The sequence below is a fragment of the Planococcus ruber genome (assembly GCF_022819085.1).
Classification (GTDB): Bacteria; Bacillota; Bacilli; order Bacillales_A; family Planococcaceae; genus Planococcus; species Planococcus ruber.
This window is the reverse complement of the sequence record NZ_JALHAG010000010.1, coordinates 19,553-42,560: the sequence shown is the minus strand read 5'-3', so window position 1 is coordinate 42,560 and position 23,008 is coordinate 19,553. Positions and strand designations below refer to the sequence as shown.

General features: G+C 45.3%; 20 protein-coding genes. 19 read left to right on the top strand and 1 reads right to left on the bottom strand.

Annotated features, from left to right (window positions below):
- Positions 1-77: 77 nt before the first annotated feature.
- From rpoC to tuf, 6 genes are all read left to right on the top strand, one after another.
- On the top strand, positions 78-3,656 hold the full coding sequence (gene rpoC, locus MTR82_RS12535; protein WP_481859809.1) for a DNA-directed RNA polymerase subunit beta': 3,579 nt from the start codon (positions 78-80) through the stop codon (positions 3,654-3,656).
- Positions 3,657-3,785: 129 nt separating this feature from the next.
- Positions 3,786-4,034 (top strand): 50S ribosomal protein L7ae-like protein, encoded by a 249-nt coding sequence (locus MTR82_RS12530; protein WP_052654188.1) that lies wholly within the window; start codon positions 3,786-3,788, stop codon positions 4,032-4,034.
- 100 nt (positions 4,035-4,134) lie between these two features.
- Entirely contained in the window at positions 4,135-4,554 is a 420-nt protein-coding gene (gene rpsL / locus MTR82_RS12525; protein ID WP_052654186.1) for a 30S ribosomal protein S12, read from the top strand.
- 45 nt (positions 4,555-4,599) lie between these two features.
- A complete protein-coding gene (rpsG, locus tag MTR82_RS12520; RefSeq protein WP_052654184.1) occupies positions 4,600-5,070 on the top strand; it encodes a 30S ribosomal protein S7 in 471 nt (156 codons plus the stop codon).
- A 54-nt stretch (positions 5,071-5,124) separates the two neighbouring features.
- A complete protein-coding gene (fusA, locus tag MTR82_RS12515; protein ID WP_052654182.1) occupies positions 5,125-7,203 on the top strand; it encodes an elongation factor G in 2,079 nt (692 codons plus the stop codon).
- Positions 7,204-7,319: 116 nt separating this feature from the next.
- Positions 7,320-8,507, top strand: a complete 1,188-nt coding sequence (gene tuf / locus MTR82_RS12510) for an elongation factor Tu (RefSeq protein WP_052654180.1) — start codon at positions 7,320-7,322, stop codon at positions 8,505-8,507.
- A gap of 64 nt (positions 8,508-8,571) precedes the next feature.
- On the opposite strand, the gene MTR82_RS12505 is transcribed toward tuf, so the two are convergent.
- Entirely contained in the window at positions 8,572-9,516 is a 945-nt protein-coding gene (locus MTR82_RS12505) for an IS30 family transposase (RefSeq protein ID WP_246809369.1), read from the bottom strand.
- A gap of 505 nt (positions 9,517-10,021) precedes the next feature.
- On the opposite strand from MTR82_RS12505, the gene ilvE reads away from it, so the two are divergent.
- The 13 genes from ilvE to rplW all read left to right on the top strand — a co-directional run bounded on the left by ilvE (position 10,022) and on the right by rplW (position 22,976).
- Positions 10,022-10,921 carry a branched-chain-amino-acid transaminase gene (ilvE, locus tag MTR82_RS12500; RefSeq protein ID WP_246809363.1) on the top strand — a complete coding sequence of 300 codons (900 nt, stop codon included), beginning with the start codon at positions 10,022-10,024 and terminating at the stop codon, positions 10,919-10,921.
- Positions 10,922-11,260: 339 nt separating this feature from the next.
- Positions 11,261-12,988 (top strand): biosynthetic-type acetolactate synthase large subunit, encoded by a 1,728-nt coding sequence (gene ilvB, locus MTR82_RS12495; protein WP_246809361.1) that lies wholly within the window; start codon positions 11,261-11,263, stop codon positions 12,986-12,988.
- Complete coding sequence (gene ilvN / locus MTR82_RS12490) at positions 12,985-13,497, top strand: acetolactate synthase small subunit (RefSeq protein WP_052654169.1); 513 nt, start codon at positions 12,985-12,987, stop codon at positions 13,495-13,497. Before ilvB ends, ilvN begins: the two co-directional genes overlap by 4 nt.
- Positions 13,498-13,530: 33 nt before the next feature.
- Positions 13,531-14,565 (top strand): ketol-acid reductoisomerase, encoded by a 1,035-nt coding sequence (gene ilvC, locus MTR82_RS12485; protein ID WP_246809360.1) that lies wholly within the window; start codon positions 13,531-13,533, stop codon positions 14,563-14,565.
- Positions 14,552-16,093 carry a 2-isopropylmalate synthase gene (locus MTR82_RS12480; RefSeq protein ID WP_246809358.1) on the top strand — a complete coding sequence of 514 codons (1,542 nt, stop codon included), beginning with the start codon at positions 14,552-14,554 and terminating at the stop codon, positions 16,091-16,093. Before ilvC ends, MTR82_RS12480 begins: the two co-directional genes overlap by 14 nt.
- 31 nt (positions 16,094-16,124) lie before the next feature.
- Positions 16,125-17,225 (top strand): 3-isopropylmalate dehydrogenase, encoded by a 1,101-nt coding sequence (gene leuB / locus MTR82_RS12475; protein ID WP_246809356.1) that lies wholly within the window; start codon positions 16,125-16,127, stop codon positions 17,223-17,225.
- Between the two features lie 18 nt (positions 17,226-17,243).
- Entirely contained in the window at positions 17,244-18,662 is a 1,419-nt protein-coding gene (gene leuC / locus MTR82_RS12470; RefSeq protein WP_246809354.1) for a 3-isopropylmalate dehydratase large subunit, read from the top strand.
- 19 nt (positions 18,663-18,681) lie between these two features.
- Positions 18,682-19,272: a 3-isopropylmalate dehydratase small subunit gene (gene leuD / locus MTR82_RS12465; protein ID WP_246809352.1), complete on the top strand. Its 591-nt coding sequence runs from the start codon at positions 18,682-18,684 to the stop codon at positions 19,270-19,272.
- Between the two features lie 199 nt (positions 19,273-19,471).
- Positions 19,472-20,797 carry a Na+/H+ antiporter family protein gene (locus tag MTR82_RS12460; RefSeq protein WP_246809351.1) on the top strand — a complete coding sequence of 442 codons (1,326 nt, stop codon included), beginning with the start codon at positions 19,472-19,474 and terminating at the stop codon, positions 20,795-20,797.
- A 255-nt stretch (positions 20,798-21,052) separates the two neighbouring features.
- On the top strand, positions 21,053-21,361 hold the full coding sequence (gene rpsJ, locus MTR82_RS12455; protein WP_033542800.1) for a 30S ribosomal protein S10: 309 nt from the start codon (positions 21,053-21,055) through the stop codon (positions 21,359-21,361).
- A 49-nt stretch (positions 21,362-21,410) separates the two neighbouring features.
- Entirely contained in the window at positions 21,411-22,040 is a 630-nt protein-coding gene (gene rplC / locus MTR82_RS12450; RefSeq protein ID WP_052654142.1) for a 50S ribosomal protein L3, read from the top strand.
- Positions 22,041-22,068: 28 nt separating this feature from the next.
- Positions 22,069-22,692 carry a 50S ribosomal protein L4 gene (rplD, locus tag MTR82_RS12445; RefSeq protein ID WP_052654139.1) on the top strand — a complete coding sequence of 208 codons (624 nt, stop codon included), beginning with the start codon at positions 22,069-22,071 and terminating at the stop codon, positions 22,690-22,692.
- Positions 22,692-22,976 (top strand): 50S ribosomal protein L23, encoded by a 285-nt coding sequence (gene rplW, locus MTR82_RS12440; protein ID WP_235197811.1) that lies wholly within the window; start codon positions 22,692-22,694, stop codon positions 22,974-22,976. The genes rplD and rplW overlap by 1 nt, the downstream gene beginning before the upstream one ends.
- The last annotated feature ends 32 nt before the right edge of the window (positions 22,977-23,008 follow it).

Here is a 23,008-nt window from a genome sequence, read left to right as displayed (position 1 = left end):
AAACGAGGAAGAGCCACACAGAAACTCGAGACAAAAGGGAGGTAGGCTCCTTGATAGATGTTAACAATTTTGAGTATATGAAAATCGGATTAGCTTCACCCGATAAAATCCGCTCATGGTCTTATGGAGAAGTCAAAAAGCCAGAAACAATTAACTACCGTACATTAAAACCAGAAAAAGACGGTTTGTTCTGTGAACGTATTTTCGGTCCTACAAAAGACTGGGAATGCCATTGCGGAAAATACAAACGCGTCCGTTATAAAGGCGTAGTCTGCGATCGCTGTGGCGTTGAAGTCACGCGTTCAAAAGTTCGCCGTGAACGCATGGGGCATATTGAACTTGCAGCCCCTGTATCACATATTTGGTATTTCAAAGGGATTCCGAGCCGCATGGGCCTAATTTTGGACATGTCTCCCCGCTCACTAGAAGAAGTGATTTACTTCGCTTCTTATGTAGTAATCGACCCTGCGGATACACCGCTTGAGAAGAAACAGCTTCTTTCAGAAAAAGAATATCGTGCATATCGCGATAAGTTTGGCAAAAAATTCCAAGCTGCTATGGGTGCGGAAGCGATTAAGCGACTTCTTCAAGAAATCGATCTTGAACGTGAAACGGATTCATTGAAAGAAGAATTGAAAACTGCCCAAGGACAACGCCGTACGCGTGCAATTAAGCGCCTTGAGGTTGTTGAATCTTTCCGTAACTCAGGAAACAATCCTGATTGGATGATTCTAGACGTTCTTCCAGTTATTCCACCTGAGCTTCGCCCGATGGTTCAATTAGACGGTGGACGTTTTGCGACTTCCGACTTAAACGACTTGTATCGCCGGGTAATCAACCGGAACAACCGTTTAAAACGTTTATTAGACCTTGGTGCTCCAAGCATCATCGTCCAAAACGAAAAACGCATGCTTCAGGAAGCTGTTGATGCGCTAATCGATAATGGCCGCCGTGGCCGTCCAGTAACTGGACCAGGTAACCGTCCATTAAAATCTCTTTCTCATATGCTAAAAGGGAAACAAGGACGTTTCCGTCAGAACCTTCTTGGTAAACGTGTTGACTATTCAGGCCGTTCGGTTATCGTTGTTGGACCAAACTTGAAAATGTATCAATGCGGATTGCCGAAAGGGATGGCGATTGAGCTGTTCAAGCCTTTCGTAATGAAAGAACTTGTTGAGCGCGGACTTGCCCATAACATTAAGAGTGCGAAACGCAAAATTGAACGTCTGCATTCAGAAGTCTGGGATGTATTAGAAGACGTAATCAAGGAGCATCCGGTTCTATTGAACCGAGCACCAACTCTTCACAGACTTGGTATCCAGGCATTTGAACCGACACTTGTTGAAGGTAAAGCGATCCGTCTGCATCCGCTAGTATGTACAGCATACAACGCCGATTTCGATGGTGACCAAATGGCTGTTCACGTACCTTTGTCATCCGAAGCACAAGCTGAAGCACGTCTTCTCATGCTTGCTGCTCAAAACATCTTGAACCCTAAAGATGGTAAACCGGTTGTAACGCCGTCTCAGGATATGGTATTAGGAAACTATTACTTAACTCTTGAGCGCGAAGGAGCTACTGGTGAAGGTGCTACATTCTCTGGTCCGGAAGAAGTGCTTGTCGCTTATCAAAATGGCCATGTTCACCTTCATACAAGAATTGCAATCCTTGCTGGATCGGTTAAAAACCCGACATTCACAGAAGAACAAAACAAAATGCTTTTATTGACTTCTGTTGGTAAAGTCATTTTCAATGAAATTCTGCCGGAGTCGTTCCCGTATATCAACGAACCGACTGATTATAACTTGCAGGTAGAAACACCTTCAAAATACTTTGTTCCAACTACTACAGATATCCGCAGTTATTTTGCGGAAGCTGAATTAGTTACTCCGTTCAAGAAGAAAATTCTTGGAGAAATCATTGCAGAAGTCTTCAAACGTTTCCATATTACGGAAACTTCTAGAATGCTCGACCGCATGAAGAGTCTTGGGTTCAAATATTCTACACAAGCAGGAATCACTGTTGGTGTTGCAGATATCGTCGTTCTTCCTGATAAAGGGGAAATTCTAGAAGAAGCACAAGCGAACGTTGATAAAGTAATGAAACAATTCCGCCGTGGATTGATTACTGAAGAAGAACGTTATTCACGTGTCATTTCTTACTGGAGCAATGCGAAAGATATCATCCAAGAAAAACTGATGGCATCTCTTAACAAATTGAATCCGATTTACATGATGAGTGATTCCGGAGCCCGTGGTAACGCGTCCAACTTTACACAGCTTGCTGGTATGCGCGGATTGATGGCCAACCCGGCTGGACGAATCATTGAACTTCCGATTAAATCTTCGTTCCGTGAAGGTTTAACGGTATTGGAATACTTCATCTCTACTCACGGTGCCCGTAAAGGTCTTGCTGATACAGCACTGAAAACAGCTGACTCAGGTTACTTGACACGCCGACTAGTTGACGTTGCTCAAGATGCAATTGTCCGCGAAAACGACTGTGGAACGGACCGCGGCTTGCTGGTTGGAGCATTGATGGAAGGCACAGAAGTGATCGAAGAGCTGGATGAGCGTATCTTAGGTCGCCACGCGAAGAAAACGATCCGCCACCCTGAAACACAAGAAGTGATTGTAGCGAAAGACGAACTGATCACTCAAGATTTGACTCGTTTGATTATGGAAGCGGGCATAAAAGAAGTGACAATCCGTTCTGCGTTCACATGCAATACAAAGCACGGCGTTTGTAAGAAATGCTACGGTACAAACTTGGCGACTGGCGATGAAGTTGAAGTGGGCGAAGCAGTAGGTATTATTGCCGCTCAATCAATCGGAGAGCCAGGAACTCAGCTGACAATGCGTACATTCCATACAGGCGGGGTTGCAGGAGACGATATTACACAAGGTCTTCCGCGTATCCAAGAAATTTTCGAATCAAGAAATCCAAAAGGACAAGCAGTCATTTCAGAAATCAACGGTACGATTACCGAAGTGGATGAAATTCGCGAAGGCCAAAAAGAAATCACGATTCAAGGCGATGTCGAAACACGTAAATATCTTGCTCCATATAATGCGCGTTTGAAAGTGCAAGAAGGCGATGTAATCCGCCGTGGAGAAGTATTGACAGACGGTTCGATTGATCCTAAGCAATTATTGCAAGTTAAAGACGTTCAATCTGTTCAAGTGTACCTATTGAAAGAAGTTCAAAAAGTTTACCGTATGCAAGGGGTAGAAATCGGTGATAAGCACGTAGAAGTTATGGTTCGCCAAATGTTCCGTAAAGTCCGCGTGATCGAAGCTGGCGATACCGACTTGTTGCCAGGTTCACTTTTGGATATTCACCAATTTACAGAAGCGAATGAAAAAGCGGTTCTAGAAGGCAACTTGCCAGCTACTAGCCGTCCAGTAATTCTTGGTATTACAAAAGCTTCCCTTGAAACAGAATCCTTCTTGTCAGCAGCATCATTCCAAGAAACGACTCGCGTCCTTACAGATGCAGCGATCAAAGGAAAACGCGATGAATTGCTAGGATTGAAGGAGAACGTCATTATCGGCAAGCTTGTTCCAGCTGGAACAGGAATGCAGCGTTACCGTCAAATCAAAATTGCGCAAAGTGAAAAACAAGCGCAAGAAGAAATTGTCGGAACAGAATCATAAAATTTGAATTCCGGAGAGTTTTTAAACTCTCCGGGGTTTTTTTAGAAATATTGTTGACACTATTAAAATAGAGTGGTAATATGTTGAGGGTTGATGGTTTAACCGTCTGAAACTTTGGAGGATATGCAAATGTCTAATGAAAAAGTAAAACAGGCAAGCAAAACGATCATCGGTACAAAGCAGACAGTAAAAGCATTAAAAAGCGGCATTGTCCAAGAGGTAATAGTGGCAAAAGACGCGGACGATCGAATGACCGAACAGATTATACAACTAGCTCAAGAAAAAGGTATTCCGATCGAATTTGCAGATTCACGATTAAAGCTTGGAAAAGCATATGGCATTCATGTTGGTGCAGCTGCTGTAGCGATTACTGGATAACAGTTTTTGTGTAGAAAACACAAAGACTTTGTTTTTACCCAAAAAATGAACCACCTGGATATGTGGTATTAGAACACCTTTTGAGAGGAGGAAAAAATCGATGCCTACAATTAACCAATTAGTTAACAAGCCTCGTAAACCAAAAAGCACAAAATCAGACTCACCAGCGTTGAACAAAGGGTATAACAGCTTCAAAAAGTCTCAGACTAACGTGAGCTCACCTCAAAAACGCGGCGTTTGTACTCGTGTTGGTACGATGACACCGAAAAAACCTAACTCCGCATTACGTAAATATGCGCGTGTACGGTTAACAAACCAAATTGAGGTCAATGCATACATCGGCGGCGAAGGCCACAACCTTCAAGAGCACAGTGTTGTACTTCTACGCGGAGGACGCGTAAAAGATTTACCGGGTGTACGTTACCATATCGTTCGTGGAGCACTTGATACTGCTGGAGTAAACGGCCGTATGCAAGGACGTTCTAAATACGGAACTAAACGCCCTAAAGTCAAAAAATAATAACTTGAAATAACGAAGAGAATTCGTTTGAAAGGAGGAACATACATGCCTCGTAAAGGTCCTGTAGCTAAACGTGACGTGTTGCCAGATCCAATTTATAATTCGAAATTGGTGACACGCTTAATTAATAAAATGATGGTTGACGGAAAAAGAGGTACTTCACAAAAGATCCTATACGGAGCGTTTGAACTAGTTAAAGAACGCAGCGGTAAAGATCCGATTGAAGTATACGAACAAGCATTGGCTAATGTTATGCCAGTTCTTGAAGTTCGCGCTCGCCGTGTTGGTGGAGCTAACTACCAAGTACCGGTTGAAGTTCGCCCTGAACGCCGTACAACTCTAGGTCTTCGCTACCTTGTAAACTATTCACGTCTTCGTGGAGAGAAAACAATGGAAGAGCGTTTGGCTAATGAAATTTTAGATGCTGCTAACAACACTGGTGCAGCTGTTAAGAAACGTGAAGATATTCATAAAATGGCGGAAGCGAACAAAGCGTTTGCTCACTATCGCTGGTAATTTCTTTCGAGATGTCTATGACATCTTAATCCGAAACGGAAGGAGAAAAACAACATGGCTAGAGAGTTCTCCTTAGACAAAACACGTAATATCGGAATCATGGCACACATTGATGCCGGTAAAACGACTACTACGGAGCGTATTTTGTACTACACAGGTAAAATCCACAAAATCGGAGAAACACATGAAGGTGCTTCTCAAATGGACTGGATGGAGCAAGAGCAAGAGCGTGGAATCACGATCACTTCTGCTGCAACAACTGCTGCATGGAAAAACCACCGTGTTAATATCATCGATACTCCTGGACACGTAGACTTCACTGTTGAAGTTGAACGTTCCCTTCGAGTACTTGATGGTGCGGTAACGGTTCTTGATGCGCAATCAGGTGTTGAACCTCAAACTGAAACAGTTTGGCGTCAAGCAACAACATATGGTGTACCACGTGTTGTGTTTGTCAACAAAATGGATAAAATCGGTGCTGACTTCCTATATTCTGTAGGAACATTGCATGACCGCCTACAAGCGAATGCACACCCGATCCAATTGCCAATCGGTGCTGAAGACGAATTCTCAGGGATCATTGACCTTGTAGAAATGAAAGCGCGCTTCTACGCAAACGACTTGGGAACTGATATCACTGAAGGAGATATTCCTGAATCTCATCGTGAACTTGCAGAGGAATGGCGCACTAAATTAGTGGAAGCTGTTGCTGAGCTTGACGAAGAATTGATGGAAAAATATCTTGGTGGGGAAGAACTCACAATTGATGAACTTAAAGCGGCTATCCGTAAAGGAACATTAGACGTTGAGTTTTATCCTGTGGTTTGCGGAACTGCTTTCAAAAACAAAGGCGTTCAATTAATGCTTGATGCAGTAATTGATTACCTACCATCGCCATTGGATGTACCTCCAATGACTGGTGTACTTCCGGATTCTGATGAAGAAGTATTGCGTAAACCTAGCGAAGACGAGCCATTCTCAGCGCTAGCGTTTAAAGTAATGACAGATCCATACGTAGGGAAATTAACATTCTTCCGCGTATACTCTGGTACTTTGAAATCAGGTTCTTATGTACAAAACTCTTCTAAAGGCAAGCGTGAGCGCGTTGGACGTATCCTTCAAATGCACGCAAACTCTCGTGAAGAGATCTCTGAAGTATATTGCGGAGATATCGCTGCTGCAATCGGCTTAAAAGATACTTCAACTGGAGATACTTTAAGTGATGAGAAACACCAAGTAATCCTTGAGCGCATGGTGTTCCCAGAGCCAGTTATCTCATTGTCAGTTGAGCCGAAATCAAAAGCGGACCAAGACAAAATGGGTCAAGCCCTTGCTAAATTGCAAGAAGAGGATCCTACATTCCGTGCGCATACAGATCAGGAAACTGGTCAAACGATCATCGCAGGTATGGGTGAACTTCACCTTGATATCCTAGTTGACCGTATGCGCCGCGAGTTCAACGTTGAAGCTAACGTAGGGGCGCCTCAGGTATCTTACCGCGAGACATTCCGCAGTTCAGCTCAAGTTGAAGGTAAATTCGTACGCCAATCTGGTGGTCGCGGACAATTCGGACACGTTTGGATCGAGTTCTCTCCAAACGAAGAAGGAGCAGGTTTTGAGTTTGAAAATGCTATCGTTGGTGGTGTTGTTCCACGTGAATACATCCCAGCTGTTGAAGCGGGTCTTCGTGACTCTCTAGACAACGGTGTTATCGCCGGATATCCATTGATCGACATCAAAGCTAAATTGTTTGATGGATCTTACCACGATGTTGACTCGAACGAAATGGCATTTAAAGTAGCTGCATCTATGGCTCTTAAAAACGCTATCTCTAAGGTTAACCCTGTAATCCTTGAACCTATCATGCGCGTTGAGGTTGTTATTCCTGAGGAGTACCTTGGAGATATCATGGGTGACATTACGTCACGCCGCGGCCGTGTAGAAGGTATGGACGCTCGCGGAAACGCACAAGTTGTCCGTGCTATGGTTCCTCTTGCAGAAATGTTTGGATATGCAACTTCATTGCGTTCTAATACGCAAGGCCGTGGTGTGTTCTCAATGCACTTCGATCACTATGAAGAAGTACCAAAATCAATTTCTGAAGAAATTATCAAAAAAAATAAAGGTCAATAATTGAATTTTGATCTTTAATAAAGTATAAATAGTTTGTATGCTCGGAATAATAGGGCCCTATTATTCCAGGCACTTCAAACGACCAATTAACTTATATTTCGAGGAGGATTTTTCTAATGGGAAAAGCTAAATTTGATCGCTCTAAAACACATGCGAATATTGGTACAATCGGTCACGTTGACCATGGTAAAACAACTTTAACTGCTGCAATCGCTACAGTTCTTGCTAAAGCATCAGGCGGGGAAGCTCGTTCTTACGACCAAATCGATAACGCACCTGAAGAAAAGGAACGCGGTATCACTATCAATACTTCACACGTTGAGTACGAAACTGCTACTCGTCACTACGCACACGTTGACTGCCCAGGACACGCTGACTATGTTAAAAACATGATCACTGGCGCTGCGCAAATGGACGGCGGGATCCTAGTAGTATCTGCTGCTGATGGCCCAATGCCACAAACTCGTGAGCACATCCTTTTGTCTAAACAAGTAGGTGTTCCATACCTAGTTGTATTCATGAACAAATGTGATATGGTTGACGACGAAGAATTGCTAGAATTAGTTGAAATGGAAGTTCGTGACCTTCTTTCTGAATACGATTTCCCTGGCGACGACATTCCTGTAATTAAAGGTTCTGCTCTTAAAGCTCTTGAAGGCGAAGCAGAATGGGAAGAAAAAATCATGGAATTGATGAATGCTGTTGATGAGTACATTCCAACTCCAGAACGCCAAACTGACAAACCATTCATGATGCCAGTTGAGGATGTATTCTCAATCACTGGTCGTGGTACGGTTGCAACTGGACGCGTTGAACGTGGACAAGTTAAAGTCGGCGATACTGTTGACATCATCGGTCTTACTGAAGAACCAAAACCTACTACTGTAACAGGTGTAGAAATGTTCCGTAAATTGTTAGACTATGCTGAAGCTGGAGACAACATCGGTGCACTTCTTCGCGGGATCTCTCGTGACGATGTACAACGTGGACAAGTATTGGCTAAACCAGGCACAATCACTCCACACACTGACTTCAAAGCTGAAGTTTATGTTCTTTCAAAAGAAGAGGGTGGACGTCACACTCCATTCTTCTCAAACTACCGTCCTCAGTTCTACTTCCGTACAACTGACGTAACTGGTGTTTGTAACCTTCCTGAAGGCGTAGAAATGGTTATGCCTGGAGATAACGTTGAAATGACTGTATCTCTAATCTCTCCAATCGCTATCGAAGAAGGAACTAAGTTCTCTATCCGTGAGGGTGGACGTACTGTAGGCGCTGGCGTTGTAGCTTCTATCCAGAAGTAATTCGCAAGTGTTTAACCCCTAGCTCATTTAATGAGCTAGGGGTTTTTTTGTGCAAGATAGTTTGTCAATTTAAGTGCAACACTTCATCCATGAGTGCTTCGTTTGCCGTTCTCCACTTCAGACATTTCCGTGGCCGGTTATTGATCAGCCGGAGTGCTTCGTTTAATTCGCTTTCACTGACGGTGGCGAAATCGGTTTTCTTTGGAAAGAATTCACGCAAAAGTCCATTGCCGTTTTCGTTACTTCCGCGTTGCCAAGAAGAATACGGATCCGCAAAGTACACGTGGATGTTCAGATCTTTTTCAAGTGAGCTGTAACAGCTGAATTCTTTGCCCCGGTCGGTGGTCGCCGTGAGAAAGCCTTCCTTCGGAAAGCGTTGGCACAACGTATGAACCGCTTTTTCCATAGAAACTGAGGTACGGTCCGGCATTTTGATGGCGGTGTACCAGCGGGTTTTCCGTTCGATGAACGTAGCGACACAGGCTTTGCTTTTTCCACGGCTGGAGACAACGGTATCCAGTTCCCAGTGACCGAAGGTCTCCCGTTTCCGGACCTCTTTCGGTCGTTTGGCAATCGGTGTCCCAATGGTAAAACGGCCGCGCGTTTCCTGCGGTTTCCGCCGTTTGCCTTTCTGCCGCAGCACAGTTAGCGGCACCTGAATCACTCCTTCATAGATCCAGCGGTAAATGGTTTTAAAGCAGAGCCTTCCTTCGAACAGCCGGTTGGCGATCTGTTCCGGGGACCAGGTCTCGTCAAGCTTCTGCTGGACGATGGCCACGGTTACTTCGGTCCCTTTAGACTTCGCGCCGCAACACTTTTTCTTGCCGGCATAGGCTTCCTGAGCCAATTCGGCTTGATAAGGGCCCTCACTTTCGTACCGTTTCATTTCACGCGAAACGGTAGAGGGACTACGTCCCAATTTACGGGCGATTTCACGGATCGAGTAATTCAAATCCGCGAGGGTTTCTATTTTGACACGTTCAGATATGGTAAGATGGACGTAGCTCATGACAGAACCTCCGTGTAGTGTTGGTGTGGTAACTTACATTTTACACGAATCTGTCATGGGCCCTTTTTTGTTTTTTTAGGGTGTTGCACTTAATATTACAATTCGTCAAATATGTTTGATTGGTCTTCAAGACATTTTCACTATTTAAAGTTAAAGGAAAAATAAATGTTGAAATCATTTTATTAAATTTGGAGATCAGGACTAGCATCAAAAATAAAATTTTTATAATTTAAGAGCAGCCATTTGGCTGCTCTTAAATTATTTTATTGCATATGTAATATATTGCGTGCAAAAAAATTTTACTTTTTTTGCTTTTCTTTAAACCATTGGTATCACTACAATGTAAACGGATACATAAAAGTATAATATTCGAAATAAACTAAAAAGTCGTACAAAGGCGATTGACAGCCTTTGGAATAGGCGATATGATAACAACAATTTACTAGCAGGAAGCAATTATTTGACGTTAAGGCAAACAAAACTTTTTCAGAAAGAAGTGGAAAGCATGGGACAACAAGTGATCTACATGAATGGTGAATTTGTGAAAAAGGAAGATGCGAAAGTTTCGGTTTATGATCATGGGTTCTTATATGGAGACGGAGTCTTCGAAGGAATTCGTTCTTACAACGGAAACGTATTCCGATTAGAAGAACATTTGGAGCGCCTTTACGATTCAGCGAAATCAATCATGCTTGAAATTCCACATACTTTTGAAGAAATGACAAGTCTCGTTGTTGAAACGCTCCAGCAAAATCAATTAAAAGATGCTTACATTCGATTGATTGTTTCAAGGGGAGTCGGGAACTTAGGAATTGATCCTCAGACTTGTTCCAAGCCAAGCGTCATTGTAATTGCAGAAGCTTTATCTTTGTTTCCAAAAGCATTATACGAAAAAGGCATTGAAATTGTTTCGGTGGCGACACGAAGAAACCGCTCAGATGTCTTAAGTCCAAAAGTAAAATCCTTAAATTACATGAACAATATTCTAGTGAAAATCGAAGCTAATCTTGCCGGCGTTTCTGAAGCGCTTATGCTCAACGACCAAGGGTACGTTGCAGAAGGATCGGCCGACAATATATTCATCGTTAGAAAGAACAAATTGCTTACGCCTCCGGGTTATGTCGGGGCACTTGAAGGGATTACTCGAAATGCCATTATGGAAGTGGCTGCTGAGAAAGGATATGACATTCAAGAAGGCGTCTTTACAAGACACGACGTATATGTGGCGGACGAAGTCTTCTTAACCGGAACTGCTGCAGAAGTGATCGCCGTAGTCAAAGTAGATGGCCGAGTGATTGGAGATGGAACTCCTGGTCCTGTAACGAATGACTTGCTTGGTTCATTCCGAGAACTCGTTCAGCAAGATGGCGTTAAAGTGTATTCCGAACAGCTAAACGTAGTGTGATAATTAGATAAAAAATTCGATGACGAGGTTAAAGTTAATGGGATTTGTAATCACAGAGAGCCGGTATGGGTGGAAGCCGGCATTACTGCCATTAGCGACATCCCCTCTGAGTGGAATGCTGAAAGGTTCATCCCGTTTAGGCATTCCCGGTAGCTGGTTTGAGTAAGCTATCGTTATCAAAGGATAAGTTCAACTTATCCATGAGGCTGCGGTTGCGCAGCGAAATAGGGTGGTACCATGAAGCTTTTTCATCCCTATACAAAGAACAAGTTTCTTTGTGTAGGATGAAAAAGCTTTTTTTATTCTACCGAAGACATAATCCAAAAGGAGGCGGAAAGATTGGGAGTAAATGTAGAAGTGGAAGAAAAAGCAGAACAGAAACTGAAAGGCAGTGGGGCTGATATCCTGATTCAATCTTTGAAAGAGCAAGGTGTGGACATCATCTTTGGTTACCCTGGAGGAGCGGTGCTGCCGATTTACGATGCTTTGCATCGAAACCCGATCCGGCATGTGCTTGCACGACATGAGCAAGGTGCCATCCATGCCGCTGAAGGATATGCTCGGGTGTCAGGAAAACCGGGAGTGGTGATTGCAACTTCAGGGCCGGGAGCCACGAACCTGGTAACCGGAATTGCAGATGCGATGTTGGATTCGCTGCCGTTGGTTGTATTTACCGGACAAGTTGCCAGCACCGTCATCGGGACAGATGCTTTCCAAGAAGCCGATATCATCGGCATTACACAACCGATTACAAAGCATAATTACCAAGTAAAAAATGTGGAAGATTTCCCGCGGATTATCAAAGAAGCTTTTTATATCGCTTCTACGGGGCGGCCAGGACCGGTAGTGGTAGATGTTCCAAAAGACATCTCAAATGCACTGTTTAAGGGCCATGAAGAACAATCAGAAGTAAATCTTCCGGGCTATCAGCCGACGACGCATCCAAATTACCTGCAAATCCAGAAAGCAGTCCAGCTTTTATCAAAAGCTGAAAAGCCTTTGATCTTGGCGGGTGCAGGGGTACTTGCAGCTCAAGCCACGGAAGAGCTAAAAGAATTTATTGAACGGCATCAAATTCCGATAACGAACACATTGCTCGGGCTTGGCACGGTAGAAGGAAATCATCCTTTATTTCTTGGGATGGCTGGAATGCACGGAACGTATACCGCGAATACCGCGATTTGCGAATGTGATGTGTTGTTGAATATTGGAGCCCGCTTTGATGATCGTCTGACAGGCCACCTAGCACATTTTGCTCCGAACGCCAAAGTGATTCATGTAGATATTGACCCGGCAGAAATCGGCAAAAACGTGCCGACGGCGATTCCGATTGTAGCGGATGCAAAAGAGGCGTTAAAAGCATTGCTGGAACAAAACTTCGAAACCTCAGAAAAAGCGGAATGGCTAAACAAGCTGACCGCAAACTCAGAAGAATATCCGCTTTGCTACAAAGTGGATGAAGAAAAAGGCATTCTTCCACAACAAGCGGTTGAATTGATCCAGCGGTTGACTAAAGGAGATGCGATCGTGACGACAGACGTCGGTCAGCATCAGATGTGGACGGCCCAATATTATAAATTCAATCATCCGCACAACTGGGTAACGTCTGGCGGCCTTGGGACGATGGGATTCGGTTTCCCGGCAGCCATCGGCGCCCAGCTTGCAAGACCGAATGACCAAGTCATTTCCATTGTCGGAGATGCGGGTTTCCAAATGACACTTCAGGAGTTATCGCTGCTGCAGGAATTGCGGCTTCCAGTGAAAATCATCATTTTGAACAATCAAAGCCTTGGAATGGTCCGGCAATGGCAAGAAACGTTCTACGAGGAACGGTATTCGCAGTCTCTGATCCATGTGCAGCCAAATTTCGTGAAGTTGGCTCAGGCATATGATGTGCCAGGGTATAAAGTCGAAACGCTAGAAGAAGCGGAAGCGGTTTTTGCAGAGGCGTTCGCTTCAAATGAACCGGCTTTAATTGATTGCCGAGTGGTTCAGATGGAATGCGTTTATCCAATGGTTGCACCAGGCAAAGGGCTGAATGAAATGATCGGGGTGAAAATCGAATGAAACGAGTCATCACAACAACGGTAATCAACCAAAGCGGCGTTTTAAATCGGGTGACAGGGCTTTTGATGAAAAGGCAGTTCAATATTGAAAGCATTTCAGTCGGACATACCGAGCAGCCCGGAATGTCAAAAATGACCTTTGTCGTGAATGTGGAAGATGAAGGCAAGCTGGAGCAGTTATTAAAGCAGCTTCAAAAGCAAATTGACGTGATCAAGGTAAATGATATCACCGACAAAGCGATGGTGATGAGAGAACTCGCGTTAATCAAAGTGGTCACGCCGCCGGCAGCAAGAAATGAAATCTACAGCATCGTTGAACCGTTCCGGGCAACGGTAGTGGATATGAGCAAAAACGTGACCACCTTCCAAGTGGCCGGCGATCCCGAGAAAATTGAAGCCTTTATTGATTTAATGCGGCCTTATGGCATCAAGGAGTTAACGAGAACCGGCGTATCTGCGTTTGTTCGTGAAACCCAGAAAACACATACAGCACAATTATCGATTTTGTAAAACGAAACCCACAAACCCGAGGAGGAAATGAAAATGGCAAAAATGTATTATAACCAAGACGTAAACGAGGAAGTACTAAAAGGGAAGACCATCGCAATCATCGGATATGGTTCACAGGGACATGCACATGCACAAAACTTAAAAGAATCTGGCTTTAATGTAGTCGTCGGAGTAAGACACGGAAAATCATTTAAACAAGCACAAGAAGATGGGATGAATGTCACGACAGTGTCAGAAGCGGCGCAAGCGGCAGATGTGATCATGATTTTAGTACCGGACGAAAAGCAAACGAAAATCTACAACGAAGAAATCAAACCGGCATTGACGGCTGGAAAGTCTTTAGTGTTCGCTCACGGTTTTAACGTCCACTTCAATCAAATCGTGGCCCCGGAAGATGTTGACGTATTCTTAGTAGCACCAAAAGGGCCGGGCCATCTTGTTCGCCGTACATATGAAGCGGGAGCTGGAGTGCCGGCACTGTTCGCCATCCATCAAGATGTGTCGGGACAAGCCCAGGAAGTAGCGCTTGCCTACGCAAAAGGAATTGGGGCTGCACGTGCAGGAGTACTGGAAACTTCTTTTAAAGAAGAAACAGAAACGGATCTATTCGGAGAACAAGCAGTGCTTTGCGGTGGGGTTACGTCATTAGTGAAAGCCGGGTTTGAAACTTTAGTGGAAGCAGGGTACCAGCCGGAAGTTGCTTACTTCGAATGTATGCATGAATTGAAATTGATCGTCGATTTGATGTATGAAGGCGGGCTTTCAGGCATGCGCTACTCGATCTCCGATACTGCTCAGTGGGGCGATTTCGTTTCAGGCCCCCGCGTCGTGGATGCGGCAACCAAAGAACGTATGAAAGATGTGTTGACGGATATCCAGACAGGCAAATTCGCTAAAGGCTGGCTGCTTGAGAATCAATTGAACCGCCCGGAATTTACAGCCATCGAAAAAGCGGAAGAAACACATCAAATCGAACAAGTCGGGCGCGTACTTCGTGCCATGATGCCTTTCGTCAACGAAGGCAAAAAGACAAAAACAAAAGAGGTGGTCGCCAGTGCGCAAAATTGACATCTTTGATACAACACTTCGGGACGGCGAACAGTCGGCTGGGATTAACTTAAACACTGCTGAGAAAATTGAGATTGCCCGCCAATTGGAACGATTTGGCGCAACGATCATTGAGTCCGGCTTTCCGGCAGCTTCCCCAGGCGATTTCGATGCGGTCCAACGCATTGCGAATACCGTTAAAAATTCAATCGTAACGGGCCTTGCCCGTTCGGTTGAAAAAGATATCTCCACAGCATGGGAAGCGCTAAAAGGCGGCGAACAGCCACATGTCCATATTTTCCTCGCGACATCGCCGATCCATATGGAACATAAATTAATGAAAACACCTGACCAAGTCGTCGAGATTGCGGTAGAGTCGGTCAAATACGCCCGCAAGTATTTCCCGCTTGTCCAGTGGTCAGCAGAAGATGCGTCTCGGTCGGACCCGGAATTTTTGGCTCATATTATTCGTAAAGTCATCGCGGCCGGAGCGACAACGATCAACCTTCCGGATACGGTCGGATATGCCACACCGGAAGAATACGGTGCGATGTTCCGCTACATCCAGGAAAACGTCGTCGGGATTGAAAACGTCAAGCTGTCGGCGCATTGCCATAATGACTTAGGAATGGCGACAGCGAATACATTAGCCGCCATTGAAAACGGTGCGACGCAAGTGGAAGGAACAATTAACGGCATCGGAGAGCGGGCCGGGAACGTTGCCTTAGAAGAAATTGCAGTGGCACTGCATATCCGCAATAAAATCTATCAAACGGAAACCGGCATTCAATTAAAAGAAATCAAACGGACCAGCCAATTGGTCAGCCAATTGACGGGAAGTTTGATCCAACCTAATAAAGCGGTCGTCGGCAAAAATGCCTTTGCCCATGAATCCGGCATCCACCAGGACGGGATGCTAAAAAATCCGTTAACGTATGAAATTATTACGCCAGAATTGATTGGCGATGCATCGACGGAATTGGTGCTTGGCAAACATTCCGGCAGACATGCTTTCAAAGACCGTGCGGTTAAAATGGGCTTTGAATTGACGGACGAAAAGCTGAACAAAGCTTTTGCGGAATTTAAGAAATTAGCAGATAGCAAAAAAGAAATTGTAGAAGACGATTTGTTTGTTTTATTGACGGATCAGCAAATCAATGAAAAAGAAGTGGCGGTTTACGAGTTGGAAAGTGTGCAAGTGCATTACGGTTCCGTCAACATCCCGACAGCGACGGTATCAGCCACTCATCCGAACGGTGAATTGGTGACGGAAGCAGCGACCGGCGCTGGATCAGTGGAAGCGATTTTCAATACGTTAGAGCGAGTCGTGGCAGGAGAAGCGCATATCTTGGATTACCGGGTCACATCAATCGGCAAAGGACGAGATGCACTTGGTGAAGCAGTTGTCAACATGACGTATAACGGTGAAGTCGTCACCGGGCGGGATGTAGCACAAGATGTCTTGGAAGCTACAGCAAAAGCTTACTTAAATGCAGTGAATCGCCAGTTGGTAAAAGAAGGGCAGAAAACAAAAGCAGCCGTGGTTTAAAACGGATCAATCGAAAGAGGAGGAATTTAAAATGAAAAAAACAATAGCGGTATTGCCAGGAGACGGAATCGGACCAGAAGTAACAGAAGCGGCGGTAAAAGTGCTGCAATCCATTGCAATGCGTTATGGGCATACTTTTCATTTAAAGCACGCGTCAATCGGGGGCAGTGCGGTAGATGCGCATGGCACGCCGCTTCCGGACGAAACCATCGCAGCATGTGAGGCAAGCGACGCGATCCTCCTTGGTGCTGTCGGAGGCCCGAAATGGGACAAGAATCCTGCGCATCAGCGTCCGGAAAAAGGATTGCTGAATATCCGAAAGCATTTTGATTTATTCGCAAATATCCGGCCGGTGAAGGCGGTGCCTGCATTGCTTGGATCGTCTCCATTAAAAGAAGAAGTGGCAAAAGAAGTGGACATGGTGATTGTCCGTGAATTGACAAGCGGTTTGTATTTTGGGGAACCGAAACGCCGGACAGAAAAAGCAGCGGTGGATACGCTTGTATATACCCGACAGGAAATCGAGCGGATTGTGGATCAGGCATTTGAAATCGCCCGCGGCCGAAGAGGAAAAGTGACATCGGTCGATAAAGCCAATGTATTGGAGACGAGCAAGCTTTGGCGAGAAGTTGTAGAAGAGCGTAAAGCATTCTATCCCGACGTGGAAGTAGAGCATATGCTGGTCGATTCGGCCGCGATGAAATTGATCACCGATCCTCGGGCATTTGATGTCATGGTGACAGAGAATATGTTCGGCGACATTTTGAGTGATGAAGCTTCGGTGATCACGGGATCACTTGGCATGCTGCCATCTGCAAGCGTCCGTTCAGACGGTTACGGCCTTTACGAACCGGTACACGGCTCAGCACCGGACATTGCCGGACAAAATAAAGCCAACCCATCTGCAGCTATTTTGTCGGCAGCGATGATGCTGCGCCATTCGTTCGGCATGCACACAGAAGCGGCGACAATCGAAGAAGCTGTCATGAGTGTCTTGGAAGACGGCTATTGCACAGGCGATTTGTCAGGGGCAGGAAAACGCGTCGTTTCAACCGAACGCTTTGTTGAAAAAGTGATCGAAGAGCTAGAGCGTGAATTGGTGTCAGAACATATCATGTATTCCTATGTCTAAGGTAGAGGAGCGGTAAAAATGGCAAAAACGATTATTGAAAAGATTTGGGAACAACATATTGTCTTTGAAGAAGCAGGGAAACCGGATCTTCTCTATATTGACCTTCATTTATTGCACGAAGTCACTTCTCCTCAGGCCTTTGAGGGGCTGCGGCTAAACGGGCGGAAAGTGCGCCGTCCGGATTTGTGCTTTGCGACGATGGACCATAACGTACCGACGCGGAACCGGGAGACGATCAAAGATCCCATTTCCCGCAAGCAAATCAAAACTTTGCAGGAAAACTGCGAAGAGTTCGGTGTACCGCTTGCCGGCATCAACCATCCGGACCAGGGCATCGTGCATGTAATCGGACCGGAGCTTGGACTGACGCAGCCCGGGAAAACGATTGTCTGCGGCGATAGCCACACGTCAACCCACGGTGCGTTTGGGGCTCTTGCGTTCGGCATCGGTACGAGTGAAGTAGAACACGTGCTTTCTACTCAAACGCTTTGGCAATCAAAACCGAAAACGATGCAGATCCGCATTGACGGAGAACTTGGATTTGGCGTTTCCGCAAAAGATGTGATTTTAGCAATCATTTCTAAATACGGGGTGGATTTGGGCACAGGTCATATCGTGGAATATACGGGAGAAGCGATCCGAAGCCTTTCAATGGAAGAACGCATGACCATTTGCAATATGTCAATTGAAGCAGGAGCGCGTGCAGGATTGATCAGCCCGGATGAAACAACGATTGAGTATTTGAGAGGGCGCAGACATGTGCCGCAAGGAGAGGCGTTTGACAGAGCGGCAGCCAAGTGGTTAGCGCTGGCGACAGATGAAGGTGCAGCGTACGATGCAACACGCACCATTCATGCAGATGAAATTTCTCCTTTCGTTACATGGGGAACGAACCCGTCAATGGGCTCTGGGATTGCGGAGCATGTCCCATATGCAACGGACTACGAAGATCCGGCAGACCGGGAGGCATTAAAACAGGCGCTGGCGTATATGCAGCTTGAAGAAGGGGCACCGCTCTCTTCGATTGAAATCCAGCACGTCTTTATTGGATCTTGCACCAATGCCCGGATTGGAGATTTGCGCGCAGCAAGTGAGATCATTGCCGGCAAAAAAGTCCATCCTTCCGTTACGGCGATTGTGGTGCCGGGTTCAGAATCGGTGAAACGGGCTGCCGAAGCAGAAGGGCTCGACCGGATTTTCCTAGAGGCTGGATTTGAATGGCGGGAAACAGGATGCAGCATGTGCTTGGCGATGAACGATGACGCCGTGCCTGCAGGAGAACGCTGCGCTTCTACATCCAACCGGAATTTCGAAGGGCGCCAAGGCGCGGGTTCGATGACGCATCTTGTCAGTCCGGTAATGGCCGCAGCTGCTGCGATCGAAGGCCATCTGACCGATGTCCGCAATTATATGAAGGAACCGGTACCGACAGCGTGAGAGACAAGGAGGCAATAACATGGAACCGATCAATAAAATCACAAGCGTCATGACGCCGCTTGACCGTAAAAACGTGGATACCGATCAAATCATTTCAAAAGAGTTTCTGAAGCGCATTGAACGCACCGGCTTTGGCAAGTATTTATTCTACCACTGGCGATTCCATCCGGATGGTTCGCCGATCCAAGAATTTGTGTTGAATGATCCGCGCTTCCAAGGCTCGGAAATTTTAGTGGCGCAAGAGAATTTTGGCTGCGGATCTTCACGCGAACATGCCCCGTGGGCCATTCTCGATTACGGGTTCCGCGTCGTCATTGCACCGAGCTATGCCGATATCTTCTATAATAACTGCGTAAAAAATGGAATTTTGCCGATTCGCTTAGAAGAACAGGAAGTCGATGAATTGATTCGGAAAGGCCAGCAGGAAGTTTTTCAATTAGACATCAATTTGGAAGAGCAGACCGTCACTGGACAAGACGGAAGCCGCTATGCATTTTCGATTGATCCATATTGGAAAGAAATGCTGCTAAAAGGATGGGATGAAATCGCCTTGACGATTCAATACGATTCATATATTTCCGCCTATGAGCAAAAACAGCAGCAAGCATAATCCACAAAAACCCTTCATGAATAAATGAAGGGTTTTTGTATGCCTGAAAAAGGGATTACTAAGAGTAAAGAGCGTCTAAGATTTTTCAGACTTTTGCTTCATTGAGAATGAGCAGCATTACGTGTTGACAAGGCAATAAAGGATTTGTTAATTTAAAGTGTATACTTTAACGCTTTAGCAAACTAAAGGAGAAAATATTATGAATGCAGTTATTGTTGCTGTCCTGGTTATGCTTGTATTGAGCTTGCTGCGGGTCAATGTAGTCTTTGCCCTATTGATCGGAGCGCTCGCAGGTGGAGTCAGCGGCGGTTTATCATTTATGGATACCGTGTCATCATTTACCGACGGATTAGGGGCAGGGGCAACCATTGCTCTCAGCTACGCCATGCTCGGCGGATTTGCAGTGGCTATTTCGAGAACGGGAATCCCGGAGCTTCTGGTGGGTAGTGTATTAAAGCTGGTCAATAAAGAAGGAGAAGCGACCCGGCAAAACCTGGCAAAGGCGCTGATCATTTTGGCTTTGCTCGTTATGGCAATCTTTTCCCAAAACGTCATCCCGATTCATATCGCGTTTATCCCATTATTGGTTCCGCCGATTTTGCACATTTTAAACGAACTGCGGATCGACCGCCGCTTGATCGCTTCCGTTTTGACATTCGGTTTGACCGCTCCGTATATTTTATTGCCTTATGGCTTTGGTTTATTGTTCCACGAAATCATCGCGAAGCAAATGGAGCTTGCCGGTTTGCCGATTGACATGGCCGATATTCCGAGAGCGATGGCGATTCCGGTAGGGGGCATGGTCATCGGTTTAGCCGTAACGGTATTCATTTCTTATCGCAAGCCGCGAGACTATCATGAACCGACAACAAGTATTATAGAAGAAACTCCAAACAAGGTCGCTTCGAAGAAAGATATCGTGGTGACAGTCCTTGCGCTTGCGGCGGCGCTATACGGGCAGATCGAAACGGATTCGATGCTCATCGGAGCGCTTGCCGGCATCGTAGTCCTTTATCTGTTCGGAGCGATGAAGTGGCGCGAAGCGGACGACGTACTGACAGCTGGAATGCGGATGATGGCCTTCATCGGCTTCGTCATGATTTCTGCCAACGGATTTGCTTCTGTCATCCAAGCAACAGGAGCGGTGGAGCCGCTCGTCGAAAGCGTCGCGGATTTATTTGCAGGCAATAAAGGAGTCGCTGCGCTCGTCATGCTGATCGTCGGGTTAGTCGTTACGATGGGCATCGGTTCATCATTTGCTACCATCCCGATCATCGCTGCTATCTTCGTGCCGCTTAGCATGGAGTTCGGATTCTCAACAATTGCCATCATCGCTTTAATCGGCACAGCGGGAGCGCTTGGAGACGCGGGATCACCGGCATCCGATTCAACGCTCGGGCCGACTGCCGGACTGAACGCGGACGGACAGCACAATCATATTTGGGATACATGCGTGCCAACCTTTATCCACTACAATATTCCGCTCGTAATGTTTGGCTGGATTGCCGTCATGTTACTCGCTTAAGATTAAAATGTTCGGACTATTAGCGTATGTGTTGAACTCTCCAAAAATCCTGTTATACTAATAAAAGCGAATTGAAAAGAATTTCGTGGAAACACTTGCGGAATTCTTTTTTCTTTTGTATAATGGTGAATGTTGGTCTTTGACTGCGATGAAGCGAGAGGTTACTGATACACCCGGCCGCTTTGCCATGGCGAGTGTGCAGAAAATTTTCGTGGAGAATGTCTATCAAAAATAGGCGAAAAGGGAGGGAAAATAATGGCAAAACAAAAAATTCGTATCCGTTTAAAAGCATATGATCACAGAATTCTAGATCAGTCTGCAGAGAAAATTGTGGAAACAGCTAAACGTTCAGGTGCAAGTGTATCGGGTCCAATCCCGTTGCCAACTGAAAAGTCGGTTTACACAATCTTGCGTTCAGTCCACATCTATAAAGATTCTCGTGAGCAATTCGAAATGCGCACACACAAACGTCTAATCGATATCGTTAACCCAACACCACAAACTGTGGATGCGTTGATGAAACTGGATTTACCGTCCGGCGTAGACATTGAAATTAAACTTTAATCGGTAAACGAAATAGAAAAACACAAATATTATCAGGAGGTGTGACAACATGACCAAAGGAATCTTAGGTAGAAAAATCGGTATGACGCAAGTTTTTGCTGAGAACGGTGATTTAATCCCTGTAACTGTAATTGAAGCTGCTCCAAACGTAGTGCTTCAAAAGAAAACAGTTGAGGTTGACGGCTACGAAGCAATCCAGTTAGGTTTTGAAGACAAGCGCGAAAAGCTTTCTAACAAACCTGCTAAAGGACACGTAGCTAAAGCGAACACTGCTCCTAAGCGCTTCATTCGCGAACTTCGCAATGTAAACTTAGCTGATTACGAGGTTGGTCAAGAAGTCAAAGTAGATGTATTCGCAGAAGGCGATGTAGTAGATGTCACAGGTACAACAAAAGGTAAAGGTTTCCAAGGTGTTATCAAACGCCACGGACAATCACGCGGGCCAATGGCTCACGGTTCACGTTACCACCGTCGTCCTGGATCAATGGGTCCGGTTGCTCCAAACCGTGTATTCAAACAGAAGAAATTACCTGGTCAAATGGGTGGAACAACAATTACAATCCAAAACTTGCAGATCGTGCGTGTTGATACGGATCGTAACTTGCTTCTAATCAAAGGTAATGTTCCTGGATCTCGCAAAGCACTTATCCGAGTAAAATCGGCTATTAAAGCGAAATAATATTTTTAACTGAAAGGAGGAAACAGGAATGCCTAAAGTAGCTTTATTAAATCAAACAGGTTCACAAGTGGGCGACATCGAATTGAATGATTTCGTATTCGGTATCGAACCAAATGAAGCCGTGTTATTTGACGCTGTAATCGCTCAACGCGCTTCACTTCGTCAAGGTAACCATAAAGTAAAAAATCGTTCTGAGGTAGCAGGCGGCGGTAAAAAACCATGGCGCCAAAAAGGAACTGGACGTGCGCGTCAAGGTTCTATCCGTTCACCACAATGGCGCGGAGGCGGTATCGTTTTCGGACCGACACCACGCAGCTACAGCTATAAATTGCCTAAGAAAGTCCGTCGCTTAGCTTTACGCTCTGCACTTTCATCAACAGTAGTTGGAGAAAAATTGATGGTACTTGAAGGGTTAACATTCGATGCACCAAAAACAAAAGCATTTACTCAATTGATCTCAGATCTTTCAATCGGTAAAAAAGCTTTGTTCGTAACTGCTGACCCGGATGAAAACGTAGCATTATCTGCTCGCAACATCCAAGGTATGACAGTGGTAGCAGCGACTGGCATCAACGTTTTAGACTTGCTTGGACATGACAAAGTTGTTATGACAAAAGCAGCAATCGAAAAAATTGAGGAGGTGCTTAGTTAATGGAAGCACGTGATATTTTAAAGCGTCCGGTCATTACTGAGCGTTCTTCTGAAGTAATGGCAGATAAGAAGTACACTTTTGAAGTGGACACTCGCGCTAACAAAACACAAGTTAAACATGCAGTTCAAGAAATCTTCGGAGTTCAAGTTGAGAAAGTCAACATCATGAACTACAAAGGGAAATTCAAACGCATGGGCAAACACGCAGGATACACTAACAAACGCCGCAAAGCGATCGTTAAATTGACTGCTGAATCTAAAGACATCGAATTATTCGAGATTTAATTCTCATAAGTTCTTTTAGGAACTAATAAAAG

Coding starts and splice junctions, on each gene's coding strand:
- rpoC (WP_481859809.1), top strand. CDS start 78: ATGAAAATCGGATTAGCTTCACCCGATAAAATCCGCTCATGGTCTTAT.
- MTR82_RS12530 (WP_052654188.1), top strand. CDS start 3,786: ATGTCTAATGAAAAAGTAAAACAGGCAAGCAAAACGATCATCGGTACA.
- rpsL (WP_052654186.1), top strand. CDS start 4,135: ATGCCTACAATTAACCAATTAGTTAACAAGCCTCGTAAACCAAAAAGC.
- rpsG (WP_052654184.1), top strand. CDS start 4,600: ATGCCTCGTAAAGGTCCTGTAGCTAAACGTGACGTGTTGCCAGATCCA.
- fusA (WP_052654182.1), top strand. CDS start 5,125: ATGGCTAGAGAGTTCTCCTTAGACAAAACACGTAATATCGGAATCATG.
- tuf (WP_052654180.1), top strand. CDS start 7,320: ATGGGAAAAGCTAAATTTGATCGCTCTAAAACACATGCGAATATTGGT.
- MTR82_RS12505 (WP_246809369.1), bottom strand. CDS start 9,516: ATGAGCTACGTCCATCTTACCATATCTGAACGTGTCAAAATAGAAACC.
- ilvE (WP_246809363.1), top strand. CDS start 10,022: ATGGGACAACAAGTGATCTACATGAATGGTGAATTTGTGAAAAAGGAA.
- ilvN (WP_052654169.1), top strand. CDS start 12,985: ATGAAACGAGTCATCACAACAACGGTAATCAACCAAAGCGGCGTTTTA.
- ilvC (WP_246809360.1), top strand. CDS start 13,531: ATGGCAAAAATGTATTATAACCAAGACGTAAACGAGGAAGTACTAAAA.
- leuB (WP_246809356.1), top strand. CDS start 16,125: ATGAAAAAAACAATAGCGGTATTGCCAGGAGACGGAATCGGACCAGAA.
- leuC (WP_246809354.1), top strand. CDS start 17,244: ATGGCAAAAACGATTATTGAAAAGATTTGGGAACAACATATTGTCTTT.
- leuD (WP_246809352.1), top strand. CDS start 18,682: ATGGAACCGATCAATAAAATCACAAGCGTCATGACGCCGCTTGACCGT.
- MTR82_RS12460 (WP_246809351.1), top strand. CDS start 19,472: ATGAATGCAGTTATTGTTGCTGTCCTGGTTATGCTTGTATTGAGCTTG.
- rpsJ (WP_033542800.1), top strand. CDS start 21,053: ATGGCAAAACAAAAAATTCGTATCCGTTTAAAAGCATATGATCACAGA.
- rplC (WP_052654142.1), top strand. CDS start 21,411: ATGACCAAAGGAATCTTAGGTAGAAAAATCGGTATGACGCAAGTTTTT.
- rplD (WP_052654139.1), top strand. CDS start 22,069: ATGCCTAAAGTAGCTTTATTAAATCAAACAGGTTCACAAGTGGGCGAC.
- rplW (WP_235197811.1), top strand. CDS start 22,692: ATGGAAGCACGTGATATTTTAAAGCGTCCGGTCATTACTGAGCGTTCT.